We start from the raw sequence: 26507 nt of genomic DNA on the forward strand, positions 1-26507 counted from the left end.
GGTGTCATTGCAACCGAAGCCGCGAGGCCAACTTCTTGACAGTAATCGATTAGAAGGCTAGTTTGGGCAAATTCAGCATGATGGCCAGCCGACCAAGATCCGCAGGAGAACCCGTTAACCATGTACTTTCCCACCGCCGAAATTGAAGTCAGTCTCTGGATTCCCCCGCTGGTGGCGCTGGTTATCTCTTTTTTCACTTCCATGGGCGGGGTTTCCGGGGCCTTTCTGCTGCTGCCCTTTCAAATGTCGATTCTGGGCTATACCAGCCCGTCGGTCAGCGCCACCAACCAGCTGTTCAACATTGTGGCCATTCCCGGCGGCGTTTACCGCTATTTTAAAGAGGGGCGGATGGTCTGGCCCCTGGTCTGGGTGGTGGTGGCGGGCACCTTGCCCGGCGTTTTGCTGGGGGCGATTATCCGCCTTAGCTGGTTGCCGGACCCGGATCTTTTCAAACTCTTTGCCGCCGCCGTCCTGCTCTATATCGGCGGCCGCATGATCATCGACCTGCGGCGCCCCGCCGCCACCGCCCCGGGACAAGCCAACAGCGAACAACGCTTTCAGGAACTGGTACGCCAACACCAGCGGCAAAAGGCCGACGGCACGCAGGCGGGCGGCGCGCCCCTGCCGGTGGTGGAGGTTACCCATTTCAATTTCAAGCGGCTGGGTTACTCCTTTTACGGAGAGAAATTCGACATCCCCTTCTGGGGTATTTTCGGATTGAGCCTGGTGGTGGGCATGGTGGGCGGCATTTACGGCATCGGCGGCGGCGCCATCATCGCCCCTTTTCTGGTTTCCGTTTTCGGCTTACCGGTGTACACCATAGCCGGCGCCGCCCTCACCGGCACCTTTGTCACCTCGGTGGCCGGGGTGGCTTTTTACCAGTTTTTGGCCCCCTTTTACCCGGAGCTGAGCGTGGCCCCGGACTGGCTGCTGGGGCTGCTGTTTGGCCTGGGCGGCCTGGCCGGAATGTACCTTGGCGCCCGCTGCCAAAAATTTGTCCCGGCCCGGGCCATCAAGTGGCTGCTCTGCCTGATTCTGCTGTTTACGGCCGGCAAGTACGGCACCGATTTCCTGCTTAACTATTTAATTTCATGAACACAAAACCTTTTGCCGGGCAAAGCCGGGCAACTGAAACCAGCTCCGGTATCGCCCTTAACTGGCTGCTGCGTTTGCGCTGGTGGGTTATCGCCTGCCAGATATTGCTGGTGCTGACCATTCTGCTGCTGTTCCATGTCGCCATCCCGCTGCCGGTACTGGCCCTGATCATCAGCTTTGCCTTCGGCAGCAACCTCTATTTTCACTATCTGGTCCGCTATAAAGGCGGGGTCGGGGAACAGGCCATCATCGTGGTGATGTTCCTGGATGTGCTACTGTTTACCGCCCTGCTTTACGTTACCGGCGGCCCGATGAACCCCTTCACCTTTCTCTATCTGGTGCATATCTCCCTGGGCGCCATCCTGCTGCGCCCGGCCTGGGCCTTAACCCTGGCCGGCCTGGCTTCGGTGGCCTACGCCGCCCTCTTTCTGCTACCCGCCTACGCCCCCTCCCAGGACTTGGGCCTGGTGGCCCTGGACACCGTTTTTGCCCCCTGCCATGTACCGGGCGAAGAGCTGTTGTTTTTCGGCCGGGAAGTCTCCCCCCATCTGCAGGGCATGTGGGTGGCCTTTGCGATTACCGCTTTTTTCATCGTGTTTTTCGTCGGCCAGGCTTATAAGGCCTTGGAGCGCCACCGCCAGGCCATGCAGCACATGCAGGAAGAACAGCGCAAAACCGAAAAACTGGCCTCGCTGGCCACCCTGGCCGCCGGCGCCGCCCATGAACTGGCCACCCCGCTGGCCACCATCGCCGTGGCCAGCGGCGAGATGCGCCACCAACTGCGCCATCTCGACCGGCAACCGGCCAAGGAACCGGCCAAGGACCAGAGCGGCGGCGGGGAGTTGCCAACCACCGAACTGCTGGAAGATGTGGAACTGATCCGGGGGCAGGTAGAGCGCTGCCGGGAAATTTTGTACCAGATGGGCGCCGATGCCGGCGAACACCTGGGGGAAGGCACCACGGTGTTTCCGCTGCGCCGGGTGGTGGAGCAGGCCCTGGACAGTTTCAGCTCCGGCGAGCGGGAGCGAATTCTGGTGGACAACCAACTGGCGGACCTGGAAGTCAAAATTCCCCTGCGCACCTTCAGCCGGATTTTGCGGGGGCTGCTGAAAAACGGCCTGGAGGCCTCGCCGCCGGGGTGGGAAATCGAATTAAGCTGTCGTGAAGAAGGGCCTTTCCTGGTCTTCAGCGTCAGGGATCAGGGGGAAGGCATGGACCAGGTCACCCTGCAACGAGCCGGCGAACCCTTTTTCACCACCAAGGAGGTGGGCAAAGGGATGGGGCTGGGGCTGTTTCTGGCCAAAACCGCGGCGGAGCATTTCGGCGGCGGCCTGAATTTCACTTCCCGCCGGGGCCAGGGCACCACCGTGAGCTTACGTTTGAAAAAAGACAGGATCAAGGCAAAATGAACGCCAAAGAACAAAGCATTCTGCTGGTGGACGACGAGGTCGATTTTCGCAAAAGGCTGGGCAAGGCCTTCGCCCGTCGTGGTTATAAGGTTTACGAGGCGGACGGCTACGAGTCAGCGCTGGCGTTGATCCGGCAGGAGAACCCGGCCCAGGCGGTGATCGACCTGCGCATGCCGGGCAAATCCGGCCTGGAGCTGGTGGCCGCCGCCGCCAGGTTGCCCGAGCCGCCGGCCATGGTGGTGCTGACCGGTTACGGCAGTATCGCCACCGCCACCGAAGCCATTCGGCTAGGTGCCCTTTCCTACCTGCCCAAACCGGCCGACGTCGACGATATTATCCAGGCTTTCAACCATGACCCGCAGCGGGAGCCGGAGCCGGCGGCGGAGGATTTCGCCGCCCCTTCCCTGGCCCGAGCTGAATGGGAGCACATCAACCGGGTGCTCAACGACTGCCAGGGCAACATCTCCCAGGCCGCCCAGCGCCTGGGCCTGCACCGCCGCACCCTGCAACGCAAGCTGCAGAAATACCCACCAAAAGCCTAGCTTTTTTCAGGCGTTAAGGGCTTTAATCACCGGCAACTGCTCCCACAGTTCAATGATGTTGTAGCAGGCCAGATCCTGCTCCAGGCGGAAGATGTTTTCCAGCGGCATCCCCAGCAGCCGGCACAAAATCACCCGATTAACCCCGCCGTGGGCCACCACCCCGATGTTGCCACCGGGATGCCGGGCCAGTATGGCTTCCAGGGCGGCCTGCCCCCGCTGCGCCACCTCCAGGGTGCTTTCCCCCTCGGGAGGCGCAAAACGTACCGGATCGGCCGCCCAGGCGGTAAAGGCCTCGGGGAAATCGCGCTTGATCTCGGCAAAGCTCAGGCCCTCCCAGACCCCGAAATGGCGCTCCCGCAACTCCGGCTCCACCACCGGGGTCAAGCCGTGGGGGGCGGCAATCAGCTCGGCGCTCTTCACTGCCCGGATCAGCGGGGAGCAGTAAACCACCTCCAGCCCTTCCGTGGTGGCCGCTTCCTCTTCATCATGGACCACCCGCAGATAACTTTGCCGCCGCTGCCGGAGCAACTCCGCCAGCGCCCGGCGCAGGCGCTGGGCGGTGTGCCGCACCTGCTCCAGACCAGTGGCCGACAGGGGCACATCCAAACTTCCTTTATAACGGGGAATATCCGAACCTTCGGTTTCCCCGTGCCTTACCAGACAGAGAGTCGTAACCATAGCAGCACCAGCAAAAGAAAAAGGATTTCCGCCAATTCGTTGACCGCCCCCAGGGTATCACCGCTCATCCCCCCGAATTGCCGCCGGCTAAAGGCAACCGCCAGCCGACCAAAAAGATAAAGGGCCGGCGGCAGGAGCAAATAAAAGATTGCGGAATAGGACGGCAAAAAGCCCGCCAGCAGCCAGCCGACAGCGACCAGGGGCAGCAGCAGGGCCAGGGCGTTCCAAAGCAGTTCCCGCCGCCCCACCGCGCCGATGAACAAACGCCCCAAACCTTCCGGCCGGGCGGGTGCGGCCCGGTACATGGCGGTGACCATGGCCCACTTGCCAAAGGCCGGCAACAGCAGCAGACTGGAGTAGTAAACGGCGTAAGAGGAGTGGGAAAGCTCCTTGAGCGCGTAATACTTGAGGATCAACGCAAAAAAGATGGCCAGCAGGCCCATGACCCCGGTGGCCGAGTCCTTCATCACCTCCAAGCGCCGGAGCAGATCCCGCTCCCGTTCGCCGCTGCTTTTCACCGCCAGGGCATCAAAGGTATCGGCCAGGCCGTCGAGATGGAAGCCGCCACTTACCAGCACCAGGGCCAGGACCACCAGCCACAAGGCCAGGTCGGGGTGAAAAAGCCGCCCAGCCACCATTTCAACGCCAATCAACAGCAACCCCTGCAGCAGCCCCACCGCCACAAAGGCGGCGGCACTGCGGGTAATGGCCCGCTCACTGAGCATCGTACCACCGCCCGGCAGCGGTACGATGGTTAAAAACCGCGCCGCCGGCAGAATATCTTTCAGCACCCCAAGCTCCCGGGTTATTGTTTCGTCTCAAAGCCAAACGTTATCAACGGAAGGCCGATTCGGCAAAATTCAAGCGCCACATGTTGTCATATTTTGCAGAATTGAGAAACGTTTATTTGGACTGAATTGCACCTTAACCCAACCATTTTCAAACAATGACCACCTTCCCGCACCAGCTTCAAGGCCAAGCCAGATCATAGCTGACGCTTCGGCCCTTGCCGGGGTTCTGAATCAGAATCTTTTTGTTGAGCAGATCGCTGATTTCCCGGTAGCTGGTGGCCCGGCTGGCCTTGGTCATGCCCGCATACTTCCGGGTGGTCAGGCCGCCGCTGAACCCTTCTGGACCGGCATCAAGCAAACGGTTGATCACTTTGCGCTGCCGGTCGGTCAACGATACCCGGCCGTTTACCTCCCAGAACCGGGCCTTGCGCAGCACCGTGCCAATGAGCTGGTCTGATTTGGCCACTGCCCGTTCAAAACAACCAAGAAACCAGACCAGCCAGTCGGTGATATCAAGACCGCCGCGCTGACATTTTTCCAGCACCTGATAATATTGTGCCCGTTCTTCCAGGATCTGGACCGAAAGGCTGTAATAGCGCACCGAAGACTTTTCATCCTGGGCCAACGCCATGTCGGTGACCGCTCTGGCCAGGCGGCCATTGCCATCCTCATATGGATGTATAGTCACCAACCAAAAGCCGGCCAGAGCAGCCCGCAATATCCCATCCATTCGGCCCTGCTTTTCCTGCCACCAGTTGAGAAATTTATCTATTTCTCCTTCGACCTTTTTACCGGGTGGGGCCTCGTAGTGGATCTTCTCGCGACCCACCGGGCCGGATATGACCTGCATGGCGGCTTCGCCGCGAAAAGCGCCCACCTTGATCCGGTGCAATCCGGAAAAACCGCCCGGGAACAGAGAGGCTTGCCAGCCGTGAAGCCTTTCCACGGTCAAAGGCTGATCGTAGTTGACCGTGGCGTCAAGCAGAACATCCACCAGCCCTTCGGTGTAGCGATCCTGTCTGGACGCTCCGGCTTCCGGCAATCCCAGTCGCCGGGCCACGGAAGAACGTACTGAGTTCGGGTTAAGAATCTGGCCTTCGATGGCCGAAGTCTGCATAACTTCGGCCGTCAGCACCTGGGCCCTGGCCTCCAGGCCCAGTTCCATCCCCAGAGAGGCCACCCGGCCCAGGAGCCGGCCTCGCATGAAGTTACACCGGCCCAGCACTTCAAGCACCGCATCGCTGCGCCAGGTAAAATGTGGCCACGCTTTATCTTGCCAGATGTATCGAGTCATTTGTCACCTGTAATCGCTTCAATATTTGAACTAATTATAGGTGGTAATCGCTTCATATTGCAACCAGATTCTCTCTTGCCTGTTTTACCGCACCGCCGGCCCCCTGGCCTCCAGAGTGGTTACCAGGTACCACTTCCAGAACGTCGACCAAGGCGCCGGCGGGCTCTTCCGCAAGGCCAACCATCTGGCCCGAGGCACCCTTGAAAAAACCAGGCGATCAACGCCGAGCAACGCAAGACTGGCCACCTCGGAGCTTCTCTGAGCCGTAACCAGAGGAGTAACCGACCAACTGAACCTACCGCCGCCACAGGACTTGATCAACCGGCGGCGGTGGTATGACAGCCAAGGTCAAAATAATCAGCAAATACTGCCAAGATAATCTGGAAAATCAGGGTCGTTTAATCTGGGGGGCAACAGCGGGGAACATGCCTTGGCCCGAAGCCGCCTGGTTTGGCCGGATGCTTCATCCCCGCGAGTGCGGGGAACATGACGGTGAAGCCCTGCTCCTGCCAATCGAAGCCGGTTCATCCCCGCGAGTGCGGGGAACATGACGGTGAAGCCCTGCTCCTGCCAATCGAAGCCGGTTCATCCCCGCGAGTGCGGGGAACATTCCAGCAGCTCCTCCAGCTGCAGGCCGCCGATCGGTTCATCCCCGCGAGTGCGGGGAACATTAGTCGGAGCGGATCAGCGCCACCATGTCGGTCGGTTCATCCCCGCGAGTGCGGGGAACATTTTCACTGTGCCCCAGCAGCTCCTGAACCAGCCGGTTCATCCCCGCGAGTGCGGGGAACATTGGATAGAAAAACCAAAAGAATCGCCCGACCACGGTTCATCCCCGCGAGTGCGGGGAACATCCGGGGTAAGTTGCGGTGCGGTTACCCCACAGCGGTTCATCCCCGCGAGTGCGGGGAACATGGTCGGGGTCGGGGTGGCGGTGTCTTTAATTTCGGTTCATCCCCGCGAGTGCGGGGAACATACCCTGCGTCGGGTCCAGAAGTATGCCACCACCGGTTCATCCCCGCGAGTGCGGGGAACATGGCGCTGTAGCGGTGGGGTTTGCCGTCGCGGCCGGTTCATCCCCGCGAGTGCGGGGAACATCAGTTACCCACCACAAACCCACCCACCTAACACGGTTCATCCCCGCGAGTGCGGGGAACATGGTTGCGGAACATCTTGAAGTGTTTCATGGCCTCGGTTCATCCCCGCGAGTGCGGGGAACATTGCGCCACCCATGATGCAATTGCGGCTCGCACCGGTTCATCCCCGCGAGTGCGGGGAACATCTGGACCTCCTTGCAGAAGCCGGAATCAAAGCCGGTTCATCCCCGCGAGTGCGGGGAACATTTCGCCCGCTGCACCGTGGTTTCCGGCTGGGCCGGTTCATCCCCGCGAGTGCGGGGAACATGATGACCTGTCGGACATGCAGTTCGGCGAGGTCGGTTCATCCCCGCGAGTGCGGGGAACATGGGATCAGCGCCAGCGGGCGTCCCTCGTCATCCGGTTCATCCCCGCGAGTGCGGGGAACATTCAGTTGCATGATGCTCCTCCCTGGTCATAGCCGGTTCATCCCCGCGAGTGCGGGGAACATTCCTGTATCGAACGCAACGCACCCCGCAGGTACGGTTCATCCCCGCGAGTGCGGGGAACATCGCTTGCGCCGCTCCTCGCTCATCTCAGAGACCGGTTCATCCCCGCGAGTGCGGGGAACATGCCTCCGTGTCCGGACCGAACGACAGGTTGACCGGTTCATCCCCGCGAGTGCGGGGAACATCCCGATGCTGGAGCGGGTACCACGTTCTCATCCCGGTTCATCCCCGCGAGTGCGGGGAACATTGGTTGGAGGGGCTGGAATGGTAGCCACTGAGCGGTTCATCCCCGCGAGTGCGGGGAACATGAAAGATACCTGACCACTGCTATTAAGCCTGCCGGTTCATCCCCGCGAGTGCGGGGAACATGTAATACCGGGGTGTTGGCAGGTTTACATGGGCGGTTCATCCCCGCGAGTGCGGGGAACATAAGTATGCCCTGCAAATGCAATGGCAAATGGCCGGTTCATCCCCGCGAGTGCGGGGAACATAATTATTGAAGAGGAGGTGTGGCCGTGAGATACGGTTCATCCCCGCGAGTGCGGGGAACATCTCAACCAGGAGGCAACACGATGAACGATGCACGGTTCATCCCCGCGAGTGCGGGGAACATGCGGTGTCGGCTGGAAGTACACCATTGACCGGCGGTTCATCCCCGCGAGTGCGGGGAACATCGGCTGCAGCGGTTCGACACTATTTATCTTTGCGGTTCATCCCCGCGAGTGCGGGGAACATGACCCTGACCGAATCACGCCAATATGCTGCCCCGGTTCATCCCCGCGAGTGCGGGGAACATGAGGCTGCCGAGGCTATGCACCAGCCCCGCGCCGGTTCATCCCCGCGAGTGCGGGGAACATACTCTACGAAAAAGAAGTTTCCGGTTTCGGTTCGGTTCATCCCCGCGAGTGCGGGGAACATAAATAAACCAACCGGGGCCGGGCAACCGGCCCCGGTTCATCCCCGCGAGTGCGGGGAACATGACACCCGCATCCAAGACGGCAAGCTACATTTCGGTTCATCCCCGCGAGTGCGGGGAACATAGCTCTGCCTCGAACGTCACGCCGGGGAAATGCGGTTCATCCCCGCGAGTGCGGGGAACATTCCTCGTGCGTTGCCCCCGCCTCGTCTCGTACCGGTTCATCCCCGCGAGTGCGGGGAACATTCGTCAGGATCATACAACGGGTCATCCGGGTGCCGGTTCATCCCCGCGAGTGCGGGGAACATACCTCGTACAAGTCACGTTGTCCGCCGAACGTCGGTTCATCCCCGCGAGTGCGGGGAACATCAGCGTCTTGATGCCCTTGTCTCGCAATTCGTCGGTTCATCCCCGCGAGTGCGGGGAACATTTCTGTTAATGGCCAATTAAAATGACCCACTACTGGCCAACAATTTTGACCCACCCCGAGGAGTGGTCAAGCGGCCATAAAGCGATTAGTGTCCCCGACTATTTACGGACAGGAGGGGATCTGGTGAAGGAGTGGGTTATGATTCACAAAATTAAAGCGTTACACGGTGACGGAGGTGGGTTGTCGGTCCGTGCTATTGCCTTGGAGCTGGGTGTTTCTCGTAACACGGTACGCAAGTATCTGCGCTTGGATGAGGCGGTCATCAGCCAGGCGCAGGTTGACCGGGCACGCCATAAGCGTTTGGACATGCACCGGAGCTATATCATTTATCTTTTAGAAACTTATCCCCGCCTCAGTGCGGTGAAAGTGGCTCGCAAGCTGCGGGAGAAGGTCAGCGGGTTGGCGGTGTCTGATCGGAGTATCCGCCGTTATGTATCGGTCCTGAAAGAGACCGGTGTTGTGGCTCAAAAGCGCTACTATGAACCGATTATTGATCATGTGCCGGGGGTTCAGTGCCAGGTTGACCCGGGTGAGCTGCGCGGGGTGCTGGTCGGTGGCGAGCCACAAACCCTGTACTTTGTGGTGTTCGTCTTATCTTTTTCCCGGCTGATGTACGTCGGTCTTTCCTTTGAGCCCATTGATACCGGGCGTTTTATCCAGCTTCACGATGAGGCGTTCCGTTACTTTGGCGGTGTTACCGAGGAATGTGTTTACGACCAGACCAAGTTGGTGGTCATCGAGGAGCTTTACCGTGAGTTGACGCTTAATCAGCGCTTTGCTGAATACGCGGCCACGGTGGGTATGCGGGTCCACGCTTGCGAGGGTTATGATCCCGAGAGCAAAGGCAAGGTCGAAGCCGGAGTCAAATATGTCAAACAGAACTGCCTGTATGGCGAGACGTTCAGCGGCCGGCAGGATCTGCGCCGTTATGTTCGGCAGTGGCTGGACGAGGTGGCTAACCAGCGAACCCATGGCACCACCGGGCAGGTTCCCCGGCATCATTTCGAGACCGAAGAGCAGGCGCATCTGCACCCCTATCTGACCCCTGCCGGCTTAACGGTAGCGGCCAGTGAGCGGCGCAAGGTTGACAAGACCGGGCTGATCTCCTGGCGGGCCAATCGTTACTCGGTGCCCATGGCCTACCAGGGTGGCCAGGTCGGGGTGCAAGTCGAGGATGGACAATTGCAGGTCATCGACCTTGGCCGTGGCGAAAAGATCGCCTCCCATACCGTTTGCCTGGAAAAAGGCCAGATCATCAAAAACACCCATCATTACCGTGATCACAGCCAGCGGCTCCAGGAGCTGGAAGGGGCGGTATGTGCATTACTGGGTCAGCCGGCGGGCGAGCGATTGTGCCAAGTGTTGAAAAGCACCTCGCCCCGGATTTACAAAGATCAACTGGTGGCTGCCGTTCAGCTGCTCAAGGCGGAAGAGACCCTTGACCAGGCCCTGGTGGACCGACTGGCCCAGCGGCCCACGTTGACCGCCACGACCTTGAAACGCTATCTGGATTCCTCCCGCCGCTCAAAAGAACGGGGGCGCGACAGCATCACGGCAACGGGGCTTCCGGATGCCGAAATCCAGTTGGGCCAGTATGCATCGTTAACAGCCGGCCATGGTGACCACCCCTTCGGCCAGGAGGTGAACCATGGATGCCATTGAACGAACAGCCACCAAATACCGCAACTTGCGGCTCAACGCGACGGCCAGCCGGCTGCCGGAACTACTGGCCCGGGCCGACGCCAATGAGCTTTCCTATCTGCACCTGGTGGAGATGATGGCCGACCACGAACTGGAGCAACGAACCGGTAAACGGATCGCCCTGAACCGCCGGAAAGCCGGCTTCCCCGCCGAAAAAATTCTGGAAGGTTTCGACTACCGTCACCAGACCACAATAAACAAGCGCCAGGTCAATGCCCTGCTGGATTTCGACTTTATCGATCAGCGTAATAATGTGATTTTTATTGGCCCGCCGGGTGTCGGCAAAACCCATTTGGCCATTGGGATTGGCCAAAAAGCCATTAACGCCGGCTACAAGGTTCTGTTTCGCAGCGCCCTTGATCTGGTTGAGGAACTGGAGCTGGCGGAAATGAAAGGTGAACTGAAAAAAAAGGTCAGTCAGTTGGTTAAGTTTGACCTCATGGTCATCGACGAGCTCGGCTACCTGCCGATGAGCCGGCAATCACGCTATAATTTGTTCCAGCTAATCAACAGTTTCTACGAATACCGGTCGTTGATCATCACGACCAATAAAGACTTCACCCACTGGGGCGAGTTCTTTCATAACGACAACGTGGCAGTGCCGATCATTGATCGCATTATCCATCATTCACACATCTTTATGCTAGGAGGAGAAAGTTATCGGCTAAAACAGAAAACGGCCCAATAGTGGAGGTGGGGTGGGTCAAAATTGTTGGCCAAAGGTGGGTCAAAACTAATGGCCATTGACAGCTGCCTGTGCGGCAGTGAACAAGTCCACCGGCTTTGCCGATATGGACCTGTGTTTCTGAGCTGCCTGTGCGGCAGTGAACATTTCACCATCATTCGACGGCGGAATTCGTCCTTTCTGAGCTGCCTGTGCGGCAGTGAACGGAACGTGCTTTTTTTGCCACCGGCGGTTCATTTTCTGAGCTGCCTGTGCGGCAGTGAACTCTTGCCGGAAGCAACTCCGATTGACCCACCATTTCTGAGCTGCCTGTGCGGCAGTGAACTGATGGCCCGGACATCGGCGACATTGAAGGATTTTCTGAGCTGCCTGTGCGGCAGTGAACATCCGATCTGGAGCAGTCCCTAAACTCGATCTTTTCTGAGCTGCCTGTGCGGCAGTGAACAAAAACCGTTGCATGGCCTTCTGACTGGGTATTTTCTGAGCTGCCTGTGCGGCAGTGAACCCGAAACTTTGCCCCTGTGGTAAGCCGGTCAATTTCTGAGCTGCCTGTGCGGCAGTGAACAATACTGTGAGCCCTGCAAAGACATCCTTTTTTTTCTGAGCTGCCTGTGCGGCAGTGAACAAACCCCGCCGCAAGCGGGCCGGCACTGTTGATTTCTGAGCTGCCTGTGCGGCAGTGAACACATTATGACCGGACCGGGCCGGGGTTCTGTTTTTCTGAGCTGCCTGTGCGGCAGTGAACGATAATTACCGCCATGGTTTACCCCCGTTTGCTTTCTGAGCTGCCTGTGCGGCAGTGAACATCGGGGTGGTCCCGGTAATACGCTTCAATCAATTTCTGAGCTGCCTGTGCGGCAGTGAACGTGGCCCTTTGCTTCAGCCGGACAACCATCTTTTTCTGAGCTGCCTGTGCGGCAGTGAACTTGTACTTACTTTCTTTCTTCTTTGCCATTTTTTTCTGAGCTGCCTGTGCGGCAGTGAACGAAGCGCAGCGACTTGCGGAACTCTTCGACCTTTTCTGAGCTGCCTGTGCGGCAGTGAACCCTGTGTTGCGTTTTTATACCTTACCTAGTAGTTTCTGAGCTGCCTGTGCGGCAGTGAACTTGATGAGTGTAAACCTTATTAATTTCGTCTTTTTCTGAGCTGCCTGTGCGGCAGTGAACATACCGGAAACCGCAATGGAGTATTTAATGTTATTTCTGAGCTGCCTGTGCGGCAGTGAACAACGACGCCTTCAACATGGTCAGCCTGACCAATTTCTGAGCTGCCTGTGCGGCAGTGAACGCAGATCACCCCGGCCATGGTCGATGCCTACAATTTCTGAGCTGCCTGTGCGGCAGTGAACTTTTCCTTGGGACATCCCTTACAGCGACGGATTTTCTGAGCTGCCTGTGCGGCAGTGAACCACAAACCTCCCCGCGATATAGCATTCCGGGCTTTCTGAGCTGCCTGTGCGGCAGTGAACCTTTGCCCGGCTAGCGCCCAGCCACTCAAGCTTTTCTGAGCTGCCTGTGCGGCAGTGAACACGGTGAAAATCTTGTCGCCGGTTTCGTTAATTTTCTGAGCTGCCTGTGCGGCAGTGAACTTACGTCGGCCATTGTATACTTTGCCTTTTTTTTTCTGAGCTGCCTGTGCGGCAGTGAACTCCGCTGCGCGCGATTTGATCTCAAGCCTCATTTTCTGAGCTGCCTGTGCGGCAGTGAACAAGACACCCTGGTATGTGATGCGTGATCTGTTTTTCTGAGCTGCCTGTGCGGCAGTGAACTACTTGTCACTCCCCACCACATAACCGCAAATTTTCTGAGCTGCCTGTGCGGCAGTGAACCGCCCTCTCTGTCACCCCTGAATGCCCAAGCATTTCTGAGCTGCCTGTGCGGCAGTGAACGGAAAGAGATGGACAACAGTTAACTATTGAGATTTCTGAGCTGCCTGTGCGGCAGTGAACATATTCAGCCCGTGAAATAGGCGAGGAAACCTTTTCTGAGCTGCCTGTGCGGCAGTGAACTTAAACAACTTGGCAGAATTGAAAAGCTTTTTTTTCTGAGCTGCCTGTGCGGCAGTGAACATAAGAGGTTTTGATTGGTGTTGGGGGTAATGTTTCTGAGCTGCCTGTGCGGCAGTGAACTCGGATATCACCGAGACGCAGACCACGATCCATTTCTGAGCTGCCTGTGCGGCAGTGAACTCCTCCGCCAATCGTGATCCGAACCCCGGTCATTTCTGAGCTGCCTGTGCGGCAGTGAACGGTGCGATGGAAGTTTACCCGGTTGAATACGATTTCTGAGCTGCCTGTGCGGCAGTGAACGTAACTCTTGACGCACTCCTTGCATTTGTTAATTTCTGAGCTGCCTGTGCGGCAGTGAACGCCATTTGTTTGTGGGCATAAAAGTCCGACAGTTTCTGAGCTGCCTGTGCGGCAGTGAACTTGCCATCTTATCTTTCAGCACCCGATCACCATTTCTGAGCTGCCTGTGCGGCAGTGAACGTTGAAAATAACCCTCATCGTTTCACCTCGATTTTCTGAGCTGCCTGTGCGGCAGTGAACTATGGATCAAATGTCGCCTGGGTGATGGGTATTTTCTGAGCTGCCTGTGCGGCAGTGAACTAGTAGCCCTTTACCGGCTATATACTGCAATATTTCTGAGCTGCCTGTGCGGCAGTGAACAAATGTCGACTGGTTGATGGAGATGGGTTGGTTTTCTGAGCTGCCTGTGCGGCAGTGAACTAACCGATTTTGTTTTGACGCCAAAACCTAAATTTCTGAGCTGCCTGTGCGGCAGTGAACTTCCCGGAGAGCCCGGTCAACCCGGCCTTCCTTTTCTGAGCTGCCTGTGCGGCAGTGAACACGGCGGGAGCCGCGCCGTTTGTTGTCATGATTTTCTGAGCTGCCTGTGCGGCAGTGAACGGCAGGATCATCATTGTCTGCACCCCTTGTTTTTTCTGAGCTGCCTGTGCGGCAGTGAACATCACCATCCCATTAGGGCCGGTGCGGGGGAATTTCTGAGCTGCCTGTGCGGCAGTGAACGGTGACAACATCCTCGCCGCCCCTGTCTGGTCTTTCTGAGCTGCCTGTGCGGCAGTGAACGCTTTTGGACAAACTTTTTGGTTCCAGCCAGCTTTCTGAGCTGCCTGTGCGGCAGTGAACCTGGTAAGCTTTCACAGCCTTTTTCAGGATCATTTCTGAGCTGCCTGTGCGGCAGTGAACGACGGGGCAGGCCGGCGAGAATCCAGAGGCGCATTTCTGAGCTGCCTGTGCGGCAGTGAACGATCATGGTCCGCATGCTGCTGCCCTGGATCATTTCTGAGCTGCCTGTGCGGCAGTGAACCCTTGCAGCGCCGCCCATAGCCGCTGGCCGTATTTCTGAGCTGCCTGTGCGGCAGTGAACCAGAAAATGCTCGGACGGGTGCTCCCGCCAGATTTCTGAGCTGCCTGTGCGGCAGTGAACGTTGTTATCAGCCGGGCTGGTGCGGATGGTCCATTTCTGAGCTGCCTGTGCGGCAGTGAACGCCCTTGGCTGCCATTTGGTGCCGTCAAGCTGGTTTCTGAGCTGCCTGTGCGGCAGTGAACCAAATGACACCTTCACAAATTGCCAGGATATTTTTCTGAGCTGCCTGTGCGGCAGTGAACTGTTCTCAACATCCCACCATCCGTCGCTGTAATTTCTGAGCTGCCTGTGCGGCAGTGAACTTTCAGTGCCTCGTTGGCGTCTTTGTGGCCCAGTTTCTGAGCTGCCTGTGCGGCAGTGAACCCTGCGTAGCAGTTTCCGGGGCCGGAACTCAATTTCTGAGCTGCCTGTGCGGCAGTGAACGAAATCAGAATTGAGGAAGACGGGACGGTGAATTTCTGAGCTGCCTGTGCGGCAGTGAACTCGAAACTGACACATTGCTTGACCTGGGGGATTTTCTGAGCTGCCTGTGCGGCAGTGAACACCTGGGCAGAGATCCCCGCCAGCCATTACAATTTCTGAGCTGCCTGTGCGGCAGTGAACGCGAAGTCGGCCCATATCCCGGACTTGTTGCCTTTCTGAGCTGCCTGTGCGGCAGTGAACCAGACGGTGAAACGGTGTCGCGAGTTGAAAGCTTTCTGAGCTGCCTGTGCGGCAGTGAACCTCCCCCTGGTCCATGGCGTCAAGGGTGAACTTTTCTGAGCTGCCTGTGCGGCAGTGAACCGGGATGATGAAGAATACCGGGGCGCGATTGATTTCTGAGCTGCCTGTGCGGCAGTGAACCCTGGCAAGGTAACCATATCGCAAACGGTTCTTTTCTGAGCTGCCTGTGCGGCAGTGAACTATTGTAATCGGCCCCAATGAAGTGCCCCTTTTTTCTGAGCTGCCTGTGCGGCAGTGAACGCAGAATCTCGAATGATCCGCCATGACTTTGTTTTTCTGAGCTGCCTGTGCGGCAGTGAACGAACCACTGCTTTCCGGCCTGCGGCTGGTGCTTTTCTGAGCTGCCTGTGCGGCAGTGAACGTATCTTTTCCCTGACGGGCACCAGTCCGGCCAGTTTCTGAGCTGCCTGTGCGGCAGTGAACTACCGAGTAGTTCCACTGATGTCCGTCGCCCTTTTCTGAGCTGCCTGTGCGGCAGTGAACAAGGCAAAACCGTGAGTTGATTGCCCTGCACCTTTTCTGAGCTGCCTGTGCGGCAGTGAACAACGCAAGTCAGCGTTACGGTCCCCCCAGAGTTTTCTGAGCTGCCTGTGCGGCAGTGAACTTGCAGGAGTCATCGTTCCGCATGGTGCCGGGTTTTCTGAGCTGCCTGTGCGGCAGTGAACCATTTTGTTGATGTATGGTGCCAAGCCTTCAATTTCTGAGCTGCCTGTGCGGCAGTGAACTCCACCGGGCCGCTGGAACCCGCCCCGTTTTATTTCTGAGCTGCCTGTGCGGCAGTGAACGTTGCAGGTGCCGTCCGGCTCTTTGTCTCTTTTTTCTGAGCTGCCTGTGCGGCAGTGAACGCCCGAGTACCCGCGCTGATTCCCGTCCGCTGATTTCTGAGCTGCCTGTGCGGCAGTGAACGTTGCACGGCAAGGTTAGAGTGGCAGAGTTCATTTCTGAGCTGCCTGTGCGGCAGTGAACGCGTTTGGCATTGACCGGGCCATTATCACCGATTTCTGAGCTGCCTGTGCGGCAGTGAACCTTCTGCGCCAGTCTGACAAGGAAATGGTTCATTTCTGAGCTGCCTGTGCGGCAGTGAACATACCAGCAGTGATGAATTGATATGGTTTATGTTTCTGAGCTGCCTGTGCGGCAGTGAACCTGGCCGCCATCGGCGTTGGTGCCGCGATTTTTTTCTGAGCTGCCTGTGCGGCAGTGAACATAAGCACTTCCCCTTCGGAGATTCACCGACTTTTCTGAGCTGCCTGTGCGGCAGTGAACGATACAGGGGCGCTTATGGTGGTCGGGGGTCTTTTCTGAGCTGCCTGTGCGGCAGTGAACTCCATGTCATCGGCATTTGTCGGCTGCACACTTTTCTGAGCTGCCTGTGCGGCAGTGAACCAAATGGTGGATGAAATGATTGAATACCTTCATTTCTGAGCTGCCTGTGCGGCAGTGAACGCCGGGGATCAGTCGGGTGCGCAGGTCGTCCTTTTCTGAGCTGCCTGTGCGGCAGTGAACCTTTGGACGGAGCCGGTTCGGCGGTTGTTTTATTTCTGAGCTGCCTGTGCGGCAGTGAACCGGTGGAGCAACAAAGCGAAGCGTCGGGCCTTTTTCTGAGCTGCCTGTGCGGCAGTGAACTTGCTCGGCCATGATGTACCCGGCGAGAGCATTTTCTGAGCTGCCTGTGCGGCAGTGAACGACGGCGGGGATGCTGTTGTGTTCCCGTATCTTTTCTGAGCTGCCTGTGCGGCAGTGAACGTTGTAGGGTCGTTGGGGTCGAAATTACCCTTTTTCTGAGCTGCCTGTGCGGCAGTGAACACAAGTTTTTTGTCATTATTCGCCTCTTGCTTTTTTCTGAGCTGCCTGTGCGGCAGTGAACCTCCAGCCAGGCCAGGGAGTACTGATAGTACTTTTCTGAGCTGCCTGTGCGGCAGTGAACTGATCCCTGACGATGTGATTTCCTTTTCTGATTTTCTGAGCTGCCTGTGCGGCAGTGAACCGGCAGATACGGGCCGCAACGGAGGAGTAGGATTTCTGAGCTGCCTGTGCGGCAGTGAACGTGGTAGCCCACATCATTCCACCCCCTGGCCATTTCTGAGCTGCCTGTGCGGCAGTGAACTTCACGATATTCATTTTATTTGCCTCATTATTTTTCTGAGCTGCCTGTGCGGCAGTGAACATCTCCTTGTTCAATCAATCCAACTGCGTCGTTTTCTGAGCTGCCTGTGCGGCAGTGAACACAGCCTCCCCCGGCATTCCCGGCAGTTGTCATTTCTGAGCTGCCTGTGCGGCAGTGAACCTTCACCCGGTGGCTCGATCGGAGTTGCTTCCTTTCTGAGCTGCCTGTGCGGCAGTGAACCATACACTACTCCGGGCGATGGGGGTGGTAATTTTCTGAGCTGCCTGTGCGGCAGTGAACCCTGTAAGCCAAGGTACTTGGCCACTTGTTGCTTTCTGAGCTGCCTGTGCGGCAGTGAACGTTGCGGAATTCTCCGACCTTGTATCCCAAATTTTTCTGAGCTGCCTGTGCGGCAGTGAACGTCGGGAAGGTTGATGGCGTCGATGTTGATCATTTCTGAGCTGCCTGTGCGGCAGTGAACCTTTATAGCGTGTCGTCTATCCGGGCGGCTATTTTCTGAGCTGCCTGTGCGGCAGTGAACTTTGCCCGGTACTTGCTGGCCTGGCGCTTGGTTTTCTGAGCTGCCTGTGCGGCAGTGAACTCGGGGTCACTTTTGAGCCTGCCCCCGGTCAATTTCTGAGCTGCCTGTGCGGCAGTGAACGGTTGAGGTTGCTCATGCTTGGACCTGCTCCTTTTCTGAGCTGCCTGTGCGGCAGTGAACGATTTCGCCAACCTGCACGATGCCTGGCTGAATTTCTGAGCTGCCTGTGCGGCAGTGAACAGTTAATAATTTTTGTAACTATTTGATTTTCAAAGACCATTAAGGCAAATAGCCATAAAACCATTTTAAGAAGCGAGAAATATAAGCACAATAATTCAAGAACCTACGAAACGCGAAACTAAAAGGGTTAAAACCATGGTACTGTGGCCTCATTACTCAGGCCATACGAAGAAAATCGTCCGGTTACGGGTTTTTCCTGCAGCGAGCCATGTTGAATAAATAGCCGAAACTGTTGTCCCGTTGTCTGGCTCTTTAGCTGTACAAACGGTAGTTTTAGGCGCCCTTCCCTGGCACGCTCCTTTTGCTGCTCCGCATTCTCTTCACTTAGCCATCCCTTTTTTACGGAACGTCGATATAGTCGATCCACGCTGCTTTTTGCCTGCACCCTTTTAACTGTTCGGTATTGGCAACTGTCAGGCACTTTCGCAATACCAGACACACGGGTGTAATCTTTCATACCTTGGATCCAATTCAAATCCATGAGACGCTTTAAAGATTCTTCGCTGCCGTGAATGCGTAATTTCGAGTTGAGTTTTTTTCCAAACTCCGGGAAGCTTACCCCAATCTCTTGCTTTCCGTTCTCAGCCAAAGCTCTGTGCAATTTGGCAAACAAAGCGTTCATTAGAATGCTGTCCGGAAATTCCGGGTCAGGTAGCAGACTTATTTCTACATAGCAATCCATGGCCATCACCATCAGTCTGATTTTTCGCCAAAAACTCCTCCGCGAATCAACGTGGCAATAACGTAATGCTGTTGTTCTACAGGGGGCACTTTGTTTTTGATCACCCATGAGTCAAGTAAATTGTAAAAATCCATTTTTTCCTTCGGTTGACGATACGCTTTACCACGGTTAGTCACCGAACCGTACGGCTCAACCGCGATGGGACCGATTTCGTCCGCTTCAGGATGCCAGGTATCTATGGTCCTCAAAGCATTGCCGATTTTTTGAGAATGAAGCGCCGCCACTCCATCCACTTGGTACAGGGTTTTACTTTTCCGGCTGTTTCCGCCGCTATCCAACACCAACTCTTGTGAAGGAAAAACCTCCTGGCCGGCTCCAATCAGGGCATAGGCTTCGATAAGCAAAAACGAAAAAGACTCCCCCGCCAACCCTTGCCTGATGACCTCAGCCATTTCAGCCAGTTCGCCGCCAGAATTGGCAAAATCACGCAACTCGTATTGGCTGGCAGAAAAAATCCACTCCTTCATGGTTTGCTGATCCTTTATATGTCGCACCCGCACTTCAACCTGCTCGGCTCCGACCCTGTTGCGCCAGAGAAAACGGGCGTTTGCTATGTTTGTCGCGTAACGATGCGCCAGGTCAGCAAGCCCGTGGTTATCAGCATAAGATTTAATAACCGTTGCCAGAGCTTCCTGGTACGCGGAATCATTACAGGCCGAAGGCTGGTCGATTTTCCCCAATACCCGCAGGCTGAAACTTACCCTTAAGGTATCAGCATCAAAAGGAAGAGCGGCCACATCAACCCTTTGAAGATTGGGTTTTTGAATTTCGGCATCCAGTTTGGCCGGATCATTCTGGATGCTGCTTTTTAAACGATTGGAAATGGTTCCCCTGACATCTTTGCCAATGATGGTCACTGGCCGCCAGTTGCTGCCATTTTCACGTTCGGTCCAGTTACCGGCATGCATAAGAGCATCGGAATTTGCCAATTTGCGTTCAAAAGCCAGAACAGATGCAGTTTTTAAAGCCATAACCTCCTCCTTTTCTTAATTTGCTGTTTTTTCGGGCTGATAATCATTTTTACACAAATACCAACCAGATTCCGGATCAACATCGTAGCGCCAAACCAACTGCTGTATCTTGCCAAGACGATGAGGACTCAACCATTCGCCAATGGAATATGCCGACTCCACAAAACGAAAAGGAACCGAGGAATCTCTTGCCTTGAGCACCTCTCCGGGCTCGAACAGGTCGGAAATCCCTCGATACCCAACAGTAATGGGCACCAACCAGCCTTTTCCCGGTTTCGGGATGTATTGCCACTCAACCTTGCCGGAATGATCGTCCTGATTTTCGTTATCGCCCTCTACAACCGCCATGAATTTCAAAGCAGAAAAATCAAGCCAGGCATCCATCGCATCCATCTCTGGATTTTGCTGGAAGCATTTTTCGGTATGTTGGGCCAGCAAATCGGCTCGCTGGACAAGAGCGAAGCCTGGAAGCAATTTACGTAATTGCCGGCGTTCAAATTTTGCCAGCGAGGCCTCTTCCTCCGGCAAACGCACAAGCTCTATGGCCCCAACCTCCAGAATAGTTCCACCAGCCAGCCGATGTTCCAGCAGCAATTGTTCAATTTGTTCCGTGACTTCTTCAGGGTCCAGATTAATGGGAACCTCGCCGTCACATGGAATTATCATTGACACGTCCATGTGCATCCGACCCTCTTCGACAAATGACGCCGTTTCGCCCTGCTTGGTTAAAGGATTTCGAGTCAGCGCAAACACATAATCCCCCCATCCCTTGGGCTGGTGAGCATTGACCTGAAAATCATGGCATACAATTCCACACCCATTGGGTTGCAGAGAAAAATGAGGAGGTAACTTTCTGGAAATAGCGTGGACAAAACCCAAAAAATTGGATATGGCCGGGAAACCCCACGTCACCCCGGCAATGGCATTGGCGTTTTCGACTTTTATATTTCGTAAAATCAGCATGGTATCCATCATGCGTGCACCTCCGGCTCATCGTGCAGATCGTCTTTGAGCAGTCGAAGTTTACTGGCAAGCAAACTTTGCCATTCTCGATGTTCCATATCACCGAGTTTGAGCAGATCGGATTTGAGGTTGTGGTTAAGCCAAAGAGCAAAACGATCAGCGATTTCCACCTGCCAATCATTTTTTTCACGCTCTTGGGCGAATTCGACATCTTTCGCAACGCGACGAGGGTCAAGCCAAAGCTGTTCAGCACGGTGTAGGCGGCAATCCGGGGAGGCGCTCCACCCCCCCACACCTGCAAGCTTTTGAATACTTGCCGCGTATTGGACAAGCAGGTCCATCAGTTCATCAATGTAAGCTCCCCGGCGTTCACGGATGGTTATGGTGCTAGTTTTTTTGGCGTTTTTCTCAAGGAACCGTCGCAAGTCTTTAATAGTCCCATGCGCCCGAAAGCCAAAATGGTGCCATGAAAAAACGGTTTTAACTTTCAGAGGGGGGGTAAGTTTCCGTACCCAAGAAGGAGGAGAGCATTGCAGCAAAAAAGCTGAGCCATTCCTTCTTGCATTCAATTGGCTGATATTTTGTGCATTAGAGCCGCCAAATTTTTGCATGGCCGTGTTGGGGTAATCGACAACCTTAAATACGCTGAACTTCTTATCACGTTTTGCTTTTCTACCCTCCTTGGCCTCCTCGCCGAATCGGGCTGTTGCGATACGTTCATACAGAGCTTGAGCAAATGAGGATGAATATAACGGCGCCACAAGATGATAACCTCCTGAACTATCTGGAAAATAAATCTGCTTTGACAGCTTGTGCGCACCCGTTTCCTTGTTGTCGAGAGCCCGGCAAAAACCTGTCAACCAGGAGCTGGCCTGTTGTTCGTTTTTCGCAATTGGCAACAGCGGAGCAATATCCCCTTGCCTGATAAATTCAATCAGAGCCACGCCATCAACTTCCAGTTGAAGCAGTCCAGCCACATCTAAAGCGGCCGCGTTTCCCACAACATCTATGGCCGGCTTATGCAAAGACGCTGTACTGAGCAGCGAGTTTTGCCGGTAACTTTCAGGTTGAGTTTCACCACCAACGGCATACAAACTACTGCCCCTGGCGTCTGGATGGGTATACTTCAGGGCATGGGTAACCATTTGGATCTGCTTGGCCCGGGCGGCTGCATCAGTCAACCATTCGGAAACTTCGTACTTGGCCTCCTGCGTTTGGCGCTTTTCCGCCAACTCTTGCTCCAGGCTTGCCAGCAGGTTGGGGTCGGAGACTTTTTTGCGCTCACTATTGGCTTTTTTGTCAAAATCTTCGAGCTTTGCATCCCTTCTAACCCGGATATATTCCACAATTTTCTGTGACATGACCGCCGCTCGTTGCTCCATAATTACCCCCTTGATTAAGTTTTAGCCATATTGTTGCCCAGGAATATCGATGACCTGTCCGGGATTCTAAACAAGTTCGTCATACACCCCCAATCCTTCGTGATACAATCTGGCTTCCTGTTTTTCCGACAGACCGATGGTCCCGAACACCCTACTGGCCTGATCAAGATCCATATCCAGCGACTCGGACAACTCCAGCAAAATTCGGGCGATATTGTTATCACCCCAAAATGAAATCCCTCTTTGTGCCAATATCACGTTGGCCGGTCGGAGTGTTTGGGCAGCAGGTATCAGCACACCACCCCTCTGTTGATCAACCATTTTGAATTGTGGCTCATCGCCCTCGTCTTCCAAATGGAACATATACTCCACTCTCGGCTCACTTTTGCGGAAAGGGCTACGACGCTGCAACTCGAAGCACCAATGGGCATGATGTTCCCACCAAAGAGCGGCATAGCTTTTTATATTCAGGTCATTATTACCGAATAACCGCGCTGCTGTATGGGCATGTTCCAGGTCCACCAGGTTATTTTTAAAATCAAGAGGGTTCCGTTCCACAATCCGGGGTATGGCCCGGACGATTCGCCATTGCTCCGCCTCAAGCAGATCATGAAGGTCGTGGGAGCCAAGATTGAAGCTTTTCGACTCAAAACCCGGCTTTTCAAATGCCACCTCACGCCCGATCAGTGCCTTGTAATTCTTGGAGAGAATCCGCAGGTTGGATGTGTCCGGAGTTCCACCTCGATGTCGCAGAATCCTCCCGGCCAATTGGATTATCGACCGCATGGAACTGGGCTCGACAATCGCCCAATCGTAATCATGGTCTCGCCCTACCTCTGCCACCGCCGTGGCCAGCACCACAAAGATATGGTTTTTCTCCGGGTGAGCGGAGATTGTTCGGGCAATTTCCCCACCGGGATGCCAAATGGCGTCCTTTTCATGTCTGGTCAACGCTGCATCCAGGCGACGCTCCATAGCGGAGCGTACGGCCAACGGATGCTGACTGTGGTAAGCACAGTAATGAATATGAAAGTCAGGCGGCGGTTCTTTCGTTAGCAGCTGTTTTGCCACCGCCACCAAGGGATTGATATTGGCCATCCGCAATAGCCCGATAGAAACCCGCTTGCCGCTTTTGGGATGAGTTGTCGCATGACAATCATGCAATTCCCTTATCGACTGCTCAGAGACATCGGCTATGGCCGCAATAGCCGCATCAGAATTACATTCTGCTACTTCAACCGGCAACAACTCAGCTTGCCGTACCGGGTCAGCATCGAGTAGCCTGGTTACTCTTTTGCCGGCAAATGATTCATGGGCGGCGATAAAATCTTCCGGATCGTGATGGTCGCTTTGGGACGCCTCTATTTCATCAAACCAGGCACAACAAATATTTACTTTTCGGCCAGGCTCTCCGTAGACATCCTGAAAAATCCGACGGCCAGCAGCATAGGCGGCAAAAAGGGCTTTGATTAATGATGGCGGCAAGGTGGCCGAGGAAAGCAAAACTTTGGAGCCGAGCATTCCAGCCCAGTGGACCAGTCGAGTCAGCGCCGGCAAGTCATCAAGATCAAAATCATCGGGCTCATCAAGTACCAGGTCGGATGTAAACAAGCGCAGCATAGGGGCAATCTGCCGACCGCCCCGGTCGCACTCAGTCGCTGGCATCAGATGATCTATGGTGCTGACCAGAATCGGGGCACTTAACAGTTGGTGCAGTTTGGGAGAGCAGTTGTTCAGCCATTTGCCTATCACGCCATCATCCAGCGACCCATCGTAGCTGACATACTCCTGTTCGGAAAACAGCTCCTCAGCCGACTCCGAGGATTGAGCTTCGCTCGCTTCATCATAAAGTCGGCTCACTGCCCTGGAGCCGATCAGGACCGCCAAATCATCGTCTTGCAAACCGAGGCGTTCTCGCAGCGCACTGCCGGTTTGCAGGGTCAATGTCCGCAAACCCAGGGCCACACTGAAACGGCAGCCAATATTCTCGTCGGCCAGGCCGTACATGATACGGGCGTTGGCAAAGGTTTTACCACAGCCGGTCGATGCCATGTTGACCCCGAAAAAACCGTGCTCAAGAGCCCTCCTTCTGGTGTTGCAGGCCAAATCGTAAGCCCGGTCTTGCCAACGAAATCGTTCCTTGGTGCTGCGTTGCTTAAATTTTCTGTGACGGGTAATTGCCGGCAAAGTGCGCCTTATAAAACTGAGCCCGCGGGCCACAACAAGGGCGTTGCGAGAAACACCGATAACGTGTTCATCCAGTTTCTGTTTCAGGTTGCCGGTGGGTTTATCGGTGTTGGCAAAGGCTTTATAGTGGCTGCACTGCCAGAGCGTGTTGGGTTCGCGGGATGAGTAATAATGATCTGCCAGCATCAAAGCCAGCCTGGCCATGTGCATGGTGAACGGCTCACTCATCCAGTCCCGGTCAAAAAAGCTTTTTCCGGCCCGGCTTAAAGCTCTGGCCGCCAGTGACCGAGCTTTGTGGCGCCAGGTTTTGCTGCGCAGGGGGACACCATGGGGAAAGGTCCATATTGCCTGTTCATTTTTTGCTAACTCCGACGGGGGTATCCTCCCGGAATTCCAAGCCGAATCAAAAATAAAACTTTCCAGCCATTGGTCAATTTGACCCAGCGGAGGAGCATTACCTTCCTGGTCCTTGCCAGGCCATTTAGGCAAACGATGATGGGCCACAATCAGCCAGCCAACGGTTTTAGCCAGTGGAGTTTGCAGGGTGCCGAAAGGATTGCCGAGTCGTTTATCAAGTCCATCCTTGCGCAATGCCGCCAAAAGCGATGATTCATCCTCCCCGTTGATCCGGCTTAGTTTTTCCAGCCATTCCCAATCCGTACAGCCAGTCACAAAAGCCTGAAAAATCCGCAAAGAAACCCATTCGTGTCGAAATGCTTCTTTGGTTTTGCTCTTTGTTTTCGCCTTTAATTTGGCCTGAAAAATCTTATTTGCCTTGCCAAAATCGTGAAACAACCCTGCCAATCCCGCCAGCAGAGCTACATCTTCCATGGTATGCCAGTCATTTTCCCGTTCCGTGCGGAGTATGTCACGGGTAGTCGTATTGGTTGGCACCGCTCCACTGGCGCTGAATTTTCGAGCGTTGCCAACAATCCAGAGCATTTCCGTCCGATTGGCCGCTCTTATCCAGTGGCAGGCCACGGCTGTGTTGCGCCGAGCACTCCTGCGCAACATTTTGCGCAGTGTGTGCAGGCCTTCCTGGGTAATGGCGGTTTGCCAGGTACGTTCCCCTTTACGTTCTGCAAAATGATCCAAAACCCGACGTGTTACGGGCAGAGCATTCTTGCTGCACTGCGAAATCAAAAGGATATTCACCGGCCCACCTTGCTTAGAGCGGATGCTGTCTCTTTCAGACAATCGATCATGATATCCAGGGCGCCGAAACGGTTGAAACCCTGAGTGCAACGTTGCCTGAACTCCATATCATCCTCACCGTTTGTAGCCGCGATGAAAGCCTGCGGCAAGACCATGGCATCCTTGACCAAATCAGCGATATCAAAGACCAGACCGCCCCGGCGGGTTTTACCGTGTAAAACCGACAAACCATGCGGTAGCCCCAAAACCCAGGCCGCCGTGGCTCCCAATCCGTAAGCCAGATAGTTACCGTGATCCAGAAAACGATTGGCCGCGTCAATCCCCGCTCCGCGTTTTGAACGGGTAAAGTCGCCATATCGAACTGTGTTTGCTGCAATCTTGTAAAGTGCTTTGGTAAGTTTCGCCTCCTGAGCCAGGATTTCATTGGTATCTATGGCCTGTTCCGTTTTGGTGCGAAACTCTGCCAATAAACCAGTCAGCTTGGATTCATCAACAACAAAGCCATCTTCCCGCTCCAGTTTTTTACCAAGCCAGATTTTGGCAATCTGTTCCATACGCACCACCTGGAACCCCTTGGCTGCTTCAACACGTTTTTCTTCGTCAAACCAAAAGCTTACCCAGTGCTGCAAATACTCTGTCGGCCGGTATTCGCTTTGTGAGGTCAACCATGAAATGTCAACCTGCACTTCATTGGCGGCGAACAGTGGCGTTCCATCGCCACCGCAAAAACCAACCAATACTCCCGCTTTGGCCAATTCCCGCATCGCCGACTGGGTAATGGAAGTGCCGGTGCCAAGCAGGATTGAAGTGGTATTGGCAATGGGGATATTCCAATACAACGATTTTCTGCCCTCTTCGGTTACATATTCAACCCGGCCACCGCTGACCAGCACCCGGCAATGTTCCAGATAGTAAATATTGGCGCGCTTGGAATGAAGAATCGTTTTCAAGTCTGAGGGGGTAAAATTTTCCATCGTAGTA

Annotated in this window: 15 protein-coding genes and 2 CRISPR repeat arrays; of the genes, 6 read left to right on the forward strand and 9 right to left on the reverse strand. The window is 55.3% G+C overall.

Going from position 1 to position 26507, the window contains the following annotated elements; all coding sequences use genetic code 11:
- Window positions 1-120 precede the first annotated feature (120 nt).
- The 3 genes from DAAHT2_RS07750 to DAAHT2_RS07760 are packed head-to-tail and all read left to right on the forward strand — an operon-like array spanning window position 121 to window position 3046.
- Window positions 121-1095 (forward strand): sulfite exporter TauE/SafE family protein, encoded by a 975-nt coding sequence (locus DAAHT2_RS07750; protein WP_013163738.1) that lies wholly within the window; start codon window positions 121-123, stop codon window positions 1093-1095.
- Window positions 1092-2504, forward strand: a complete 1413-nt coding sequence (locus DAAHT2_RS07755) for an ATP-binding protein (protein ID WP_013163739.1) — start codon at window positions 1092-1094, stop codon at window positions 2502-2504. Before DAAHT2_RS07750 ends, DAAHT2_RS07755 begins: the two co-directional genes overlap by 4 nt.
- A complete protein-coding gene (locus DAAHT2_RS07760; RefSeq protein ID WP_013163740.1) occupies window positions 2501-3046 on the forward strand; it encodes a response regulator transcription factor in 546 nt (181 codons plus the stop codon). The genes DAAHT2_RS07755 and DAAHT2_RS07760 overlap by 4 nt, the downstream gene beginning before the upstream one ends.
- 6 nt (window positions 3047-3052) lie before the next feature.
- Here the strand turns inward: DAAHT2_RS07760 and DAAHT2_RS07765 are convergent, their stop codons facing one another.
- The 3 genes from DAAHT2_RS07765 to DAAHT2_RS07775 all read right to left on the reverse strand — a co-directional run bounded on the left by DAAHT2_RS07765 (window position 3053) and on the right by DAAHT2_RS07775 (window position 5809).
- Entirely contained in the window at window positions 3053-3724 is a 672-nt protein-coding gene (locus DAAHT2_RS07765; protein WP_013163741.1) for a histidine phosphatase family protein, read from the reverse strand.
- Window positions 3700-4515 carry an adenosylcobinamide-GDP ribazoletransferase gene (cobS, locus tag DAAHT2_RS07770; RefSeq protein WP_013163742.1) on the reverse strand — a complete coding sequence of 272 codons (816 nt, stop codon included), beginning with the start codon at window positions 4513-4515 and terminating at the stop codon, window positions 3700-3702. Before cobS ends, DAAHT2_RS07765 begins: the two co-directional genes overlap by 25 nt.
- Before the next feature lie 178 nt (window positions 4516-4693).
- On the reverse strand, window positions 4694-5809 hold the full coding sequence (locus DAAHT2_RS07775; RefSeq protein WP_013163743.1) for a Fic family protein: 1116 nt from the start codon (window positions 5807-5809) through the stop codon (window positions 4694-4696).
- Window positions 5810-5849: 40 nt separating this feature from the next.
- Between DAAHT2_RS07775 and DAAHT2_RS14645 the strand changes: the two genes are divergently transcribed.
- From DAAHT2_RS14645 to istB, 3 genes are all read left to right on the forward strand, one after another.
- Window positions 5850-6071 (forward strand): hypothetical protein, encoded by a 222-nt coding sequence (locus DAAHT2_RS14645; RefSeq protein ID WP_157861443.1) that lies wholly within the window; start codon window positions 5850-5852, stop codon window positions 6069-6071.
- A gap of 197 nt (window positions 6072-6268) precedes the next feature.
- Window positions 6269-8740: a CRISPR direct-repeat array (repeat unit 29 nt; unit sequence CGGTTCATCCCCGCGAGTGCGGGGAACAT).
- A gap of 138 nt (window positions 8741-8878) precedes the next feature.
- Entirely contained in the window at window positions 8879-10402 is a 1524-nt protein-coding gene (gene istA / locus DAAHT2_RS07780) for an IS21 family transposase (RefSeq protein WP_013163744.1), read from the forward strand.
- Entirely contained in the window at window positions 10389-11129 is a 741-nt protein-coding gene (istB, locus tag DAAHT2_RS07785) for an IS21-like element helper ATPase IstB (RefSeq protein WP_013163745.1), read from the forward strand. The genes istA and istB overlap by 14 nt, the downstream gene beginning before the upstream one ends.
- A gap of 54 nt (window positions 11130-11183) precedes the next feature.
- A CRISPR array of direct repeats spans window positions 11184-18126; the repeat unit is 28 nt; unit sequence TTTCTGAGCTGCCTGTGCGGCAGTGAAC.
- Window positions 18127-18253: 127 nt separating this feature from the next.
- Here the strand turns inward: istB and cas6f are convergent.
- The 6 genes from cas6f to cas1f all read right to left on the reverse strand — a co-directional run bounded on the left by cas6f (window position 18254) and on the right by cas1f (window position 26500).
- Window positions 18254-18808 (reverse strand): type I-F CRISPR-associated endoribonuclease Cas6/Csy4, encoded by a 555-nt coding sequence (gene cas6f, locus DAAHT2_RS07790; RefSeq protein WP_041719515.1) that lies wholly within the window; start codon window positions 18806-18808, stop codon window positions 18254-18256.
- Window positions 18809-18819: 11 nt separating this feature from the next.
- Window positions 18820-19839: a type I-F CRISPR-associated protein Csy3 gene (gene csy3, locus DAAHT2_RS07795; RefSeq protein WP_013163747.1), complete on the reverse strand. Its 1020-nt coding sequence runs from the start codon at window positions 19837-19839 to the stop codon at window positions 18820-18822.
- 15 nt (window positions 19840-19854) lie between these two features.
- Window positions 19855-20814: a type I-F CRISPR-associated protein Csy2 gene (gene csy2, locus DAAHT2_RS07800; protein WP_013163748.1), complete on the reverse strand. Its 960-nt coding sequence runs from the start codon at window positions 20812-20814 to the stop codon at window positions 19855-19857.
- Window positions 20811-22184 carry a type I-F CRISPR-associated protein Csy1 gene (csy1, locus tag DAAHT2_RS07805; RefSeq protein ID WP_013163749.1) on the reverse strand — a complete coding sequence of 458 codons (1374 nt, stop codon included), beginning with the start codon at window positions 22182-22184 and terminating at the stop codon, window positions 20811-20813. Before csy1 ends, csy2 begins: the two co-directional genes overlap by 4 nt.
- 66 nt (window positions 22185-22250) lie before the next feature.
- A complete protein-coding gene (gene cas3f / locus DAAHT2_RS07810; RefSeq protein ID WP_013163750.1) occupies window positions 22251-25526 on the reverse strand; it encodes a type I-F CRISPR-associated helicase Cas3f in 3276 nt (1091 codons plus the stop codon).
- Entirely contained in the window at window positions 25523-26500 is a 978-nt protein-coding gene (gene cas1f / locus DAAHT2_RS07815) for a type I-F CRISPR-associated endonuclease Cas1f (RefSeq protein ID WP_013163751.1), read from the reverse strand. The genes cas3f and cas1f overlap by 4 nt, the downstream gene beginning before the upstream one ends.
- Window positions 26501-26507 lie beyond the last annotated feature (7 nt).

This window comes from Desulfurivibrio alkaliphilus AHT 2 (assembly GCF_000092205.1).
GTDB classification, from domain to species: domain Bacteria; phylum Desulfobacterota; class Desulfobulbia; order Desulfobulbales; family Desulfurivibrionaceae; genus Desulfurivibrio; species Desulfurivibrio alkaliphilus.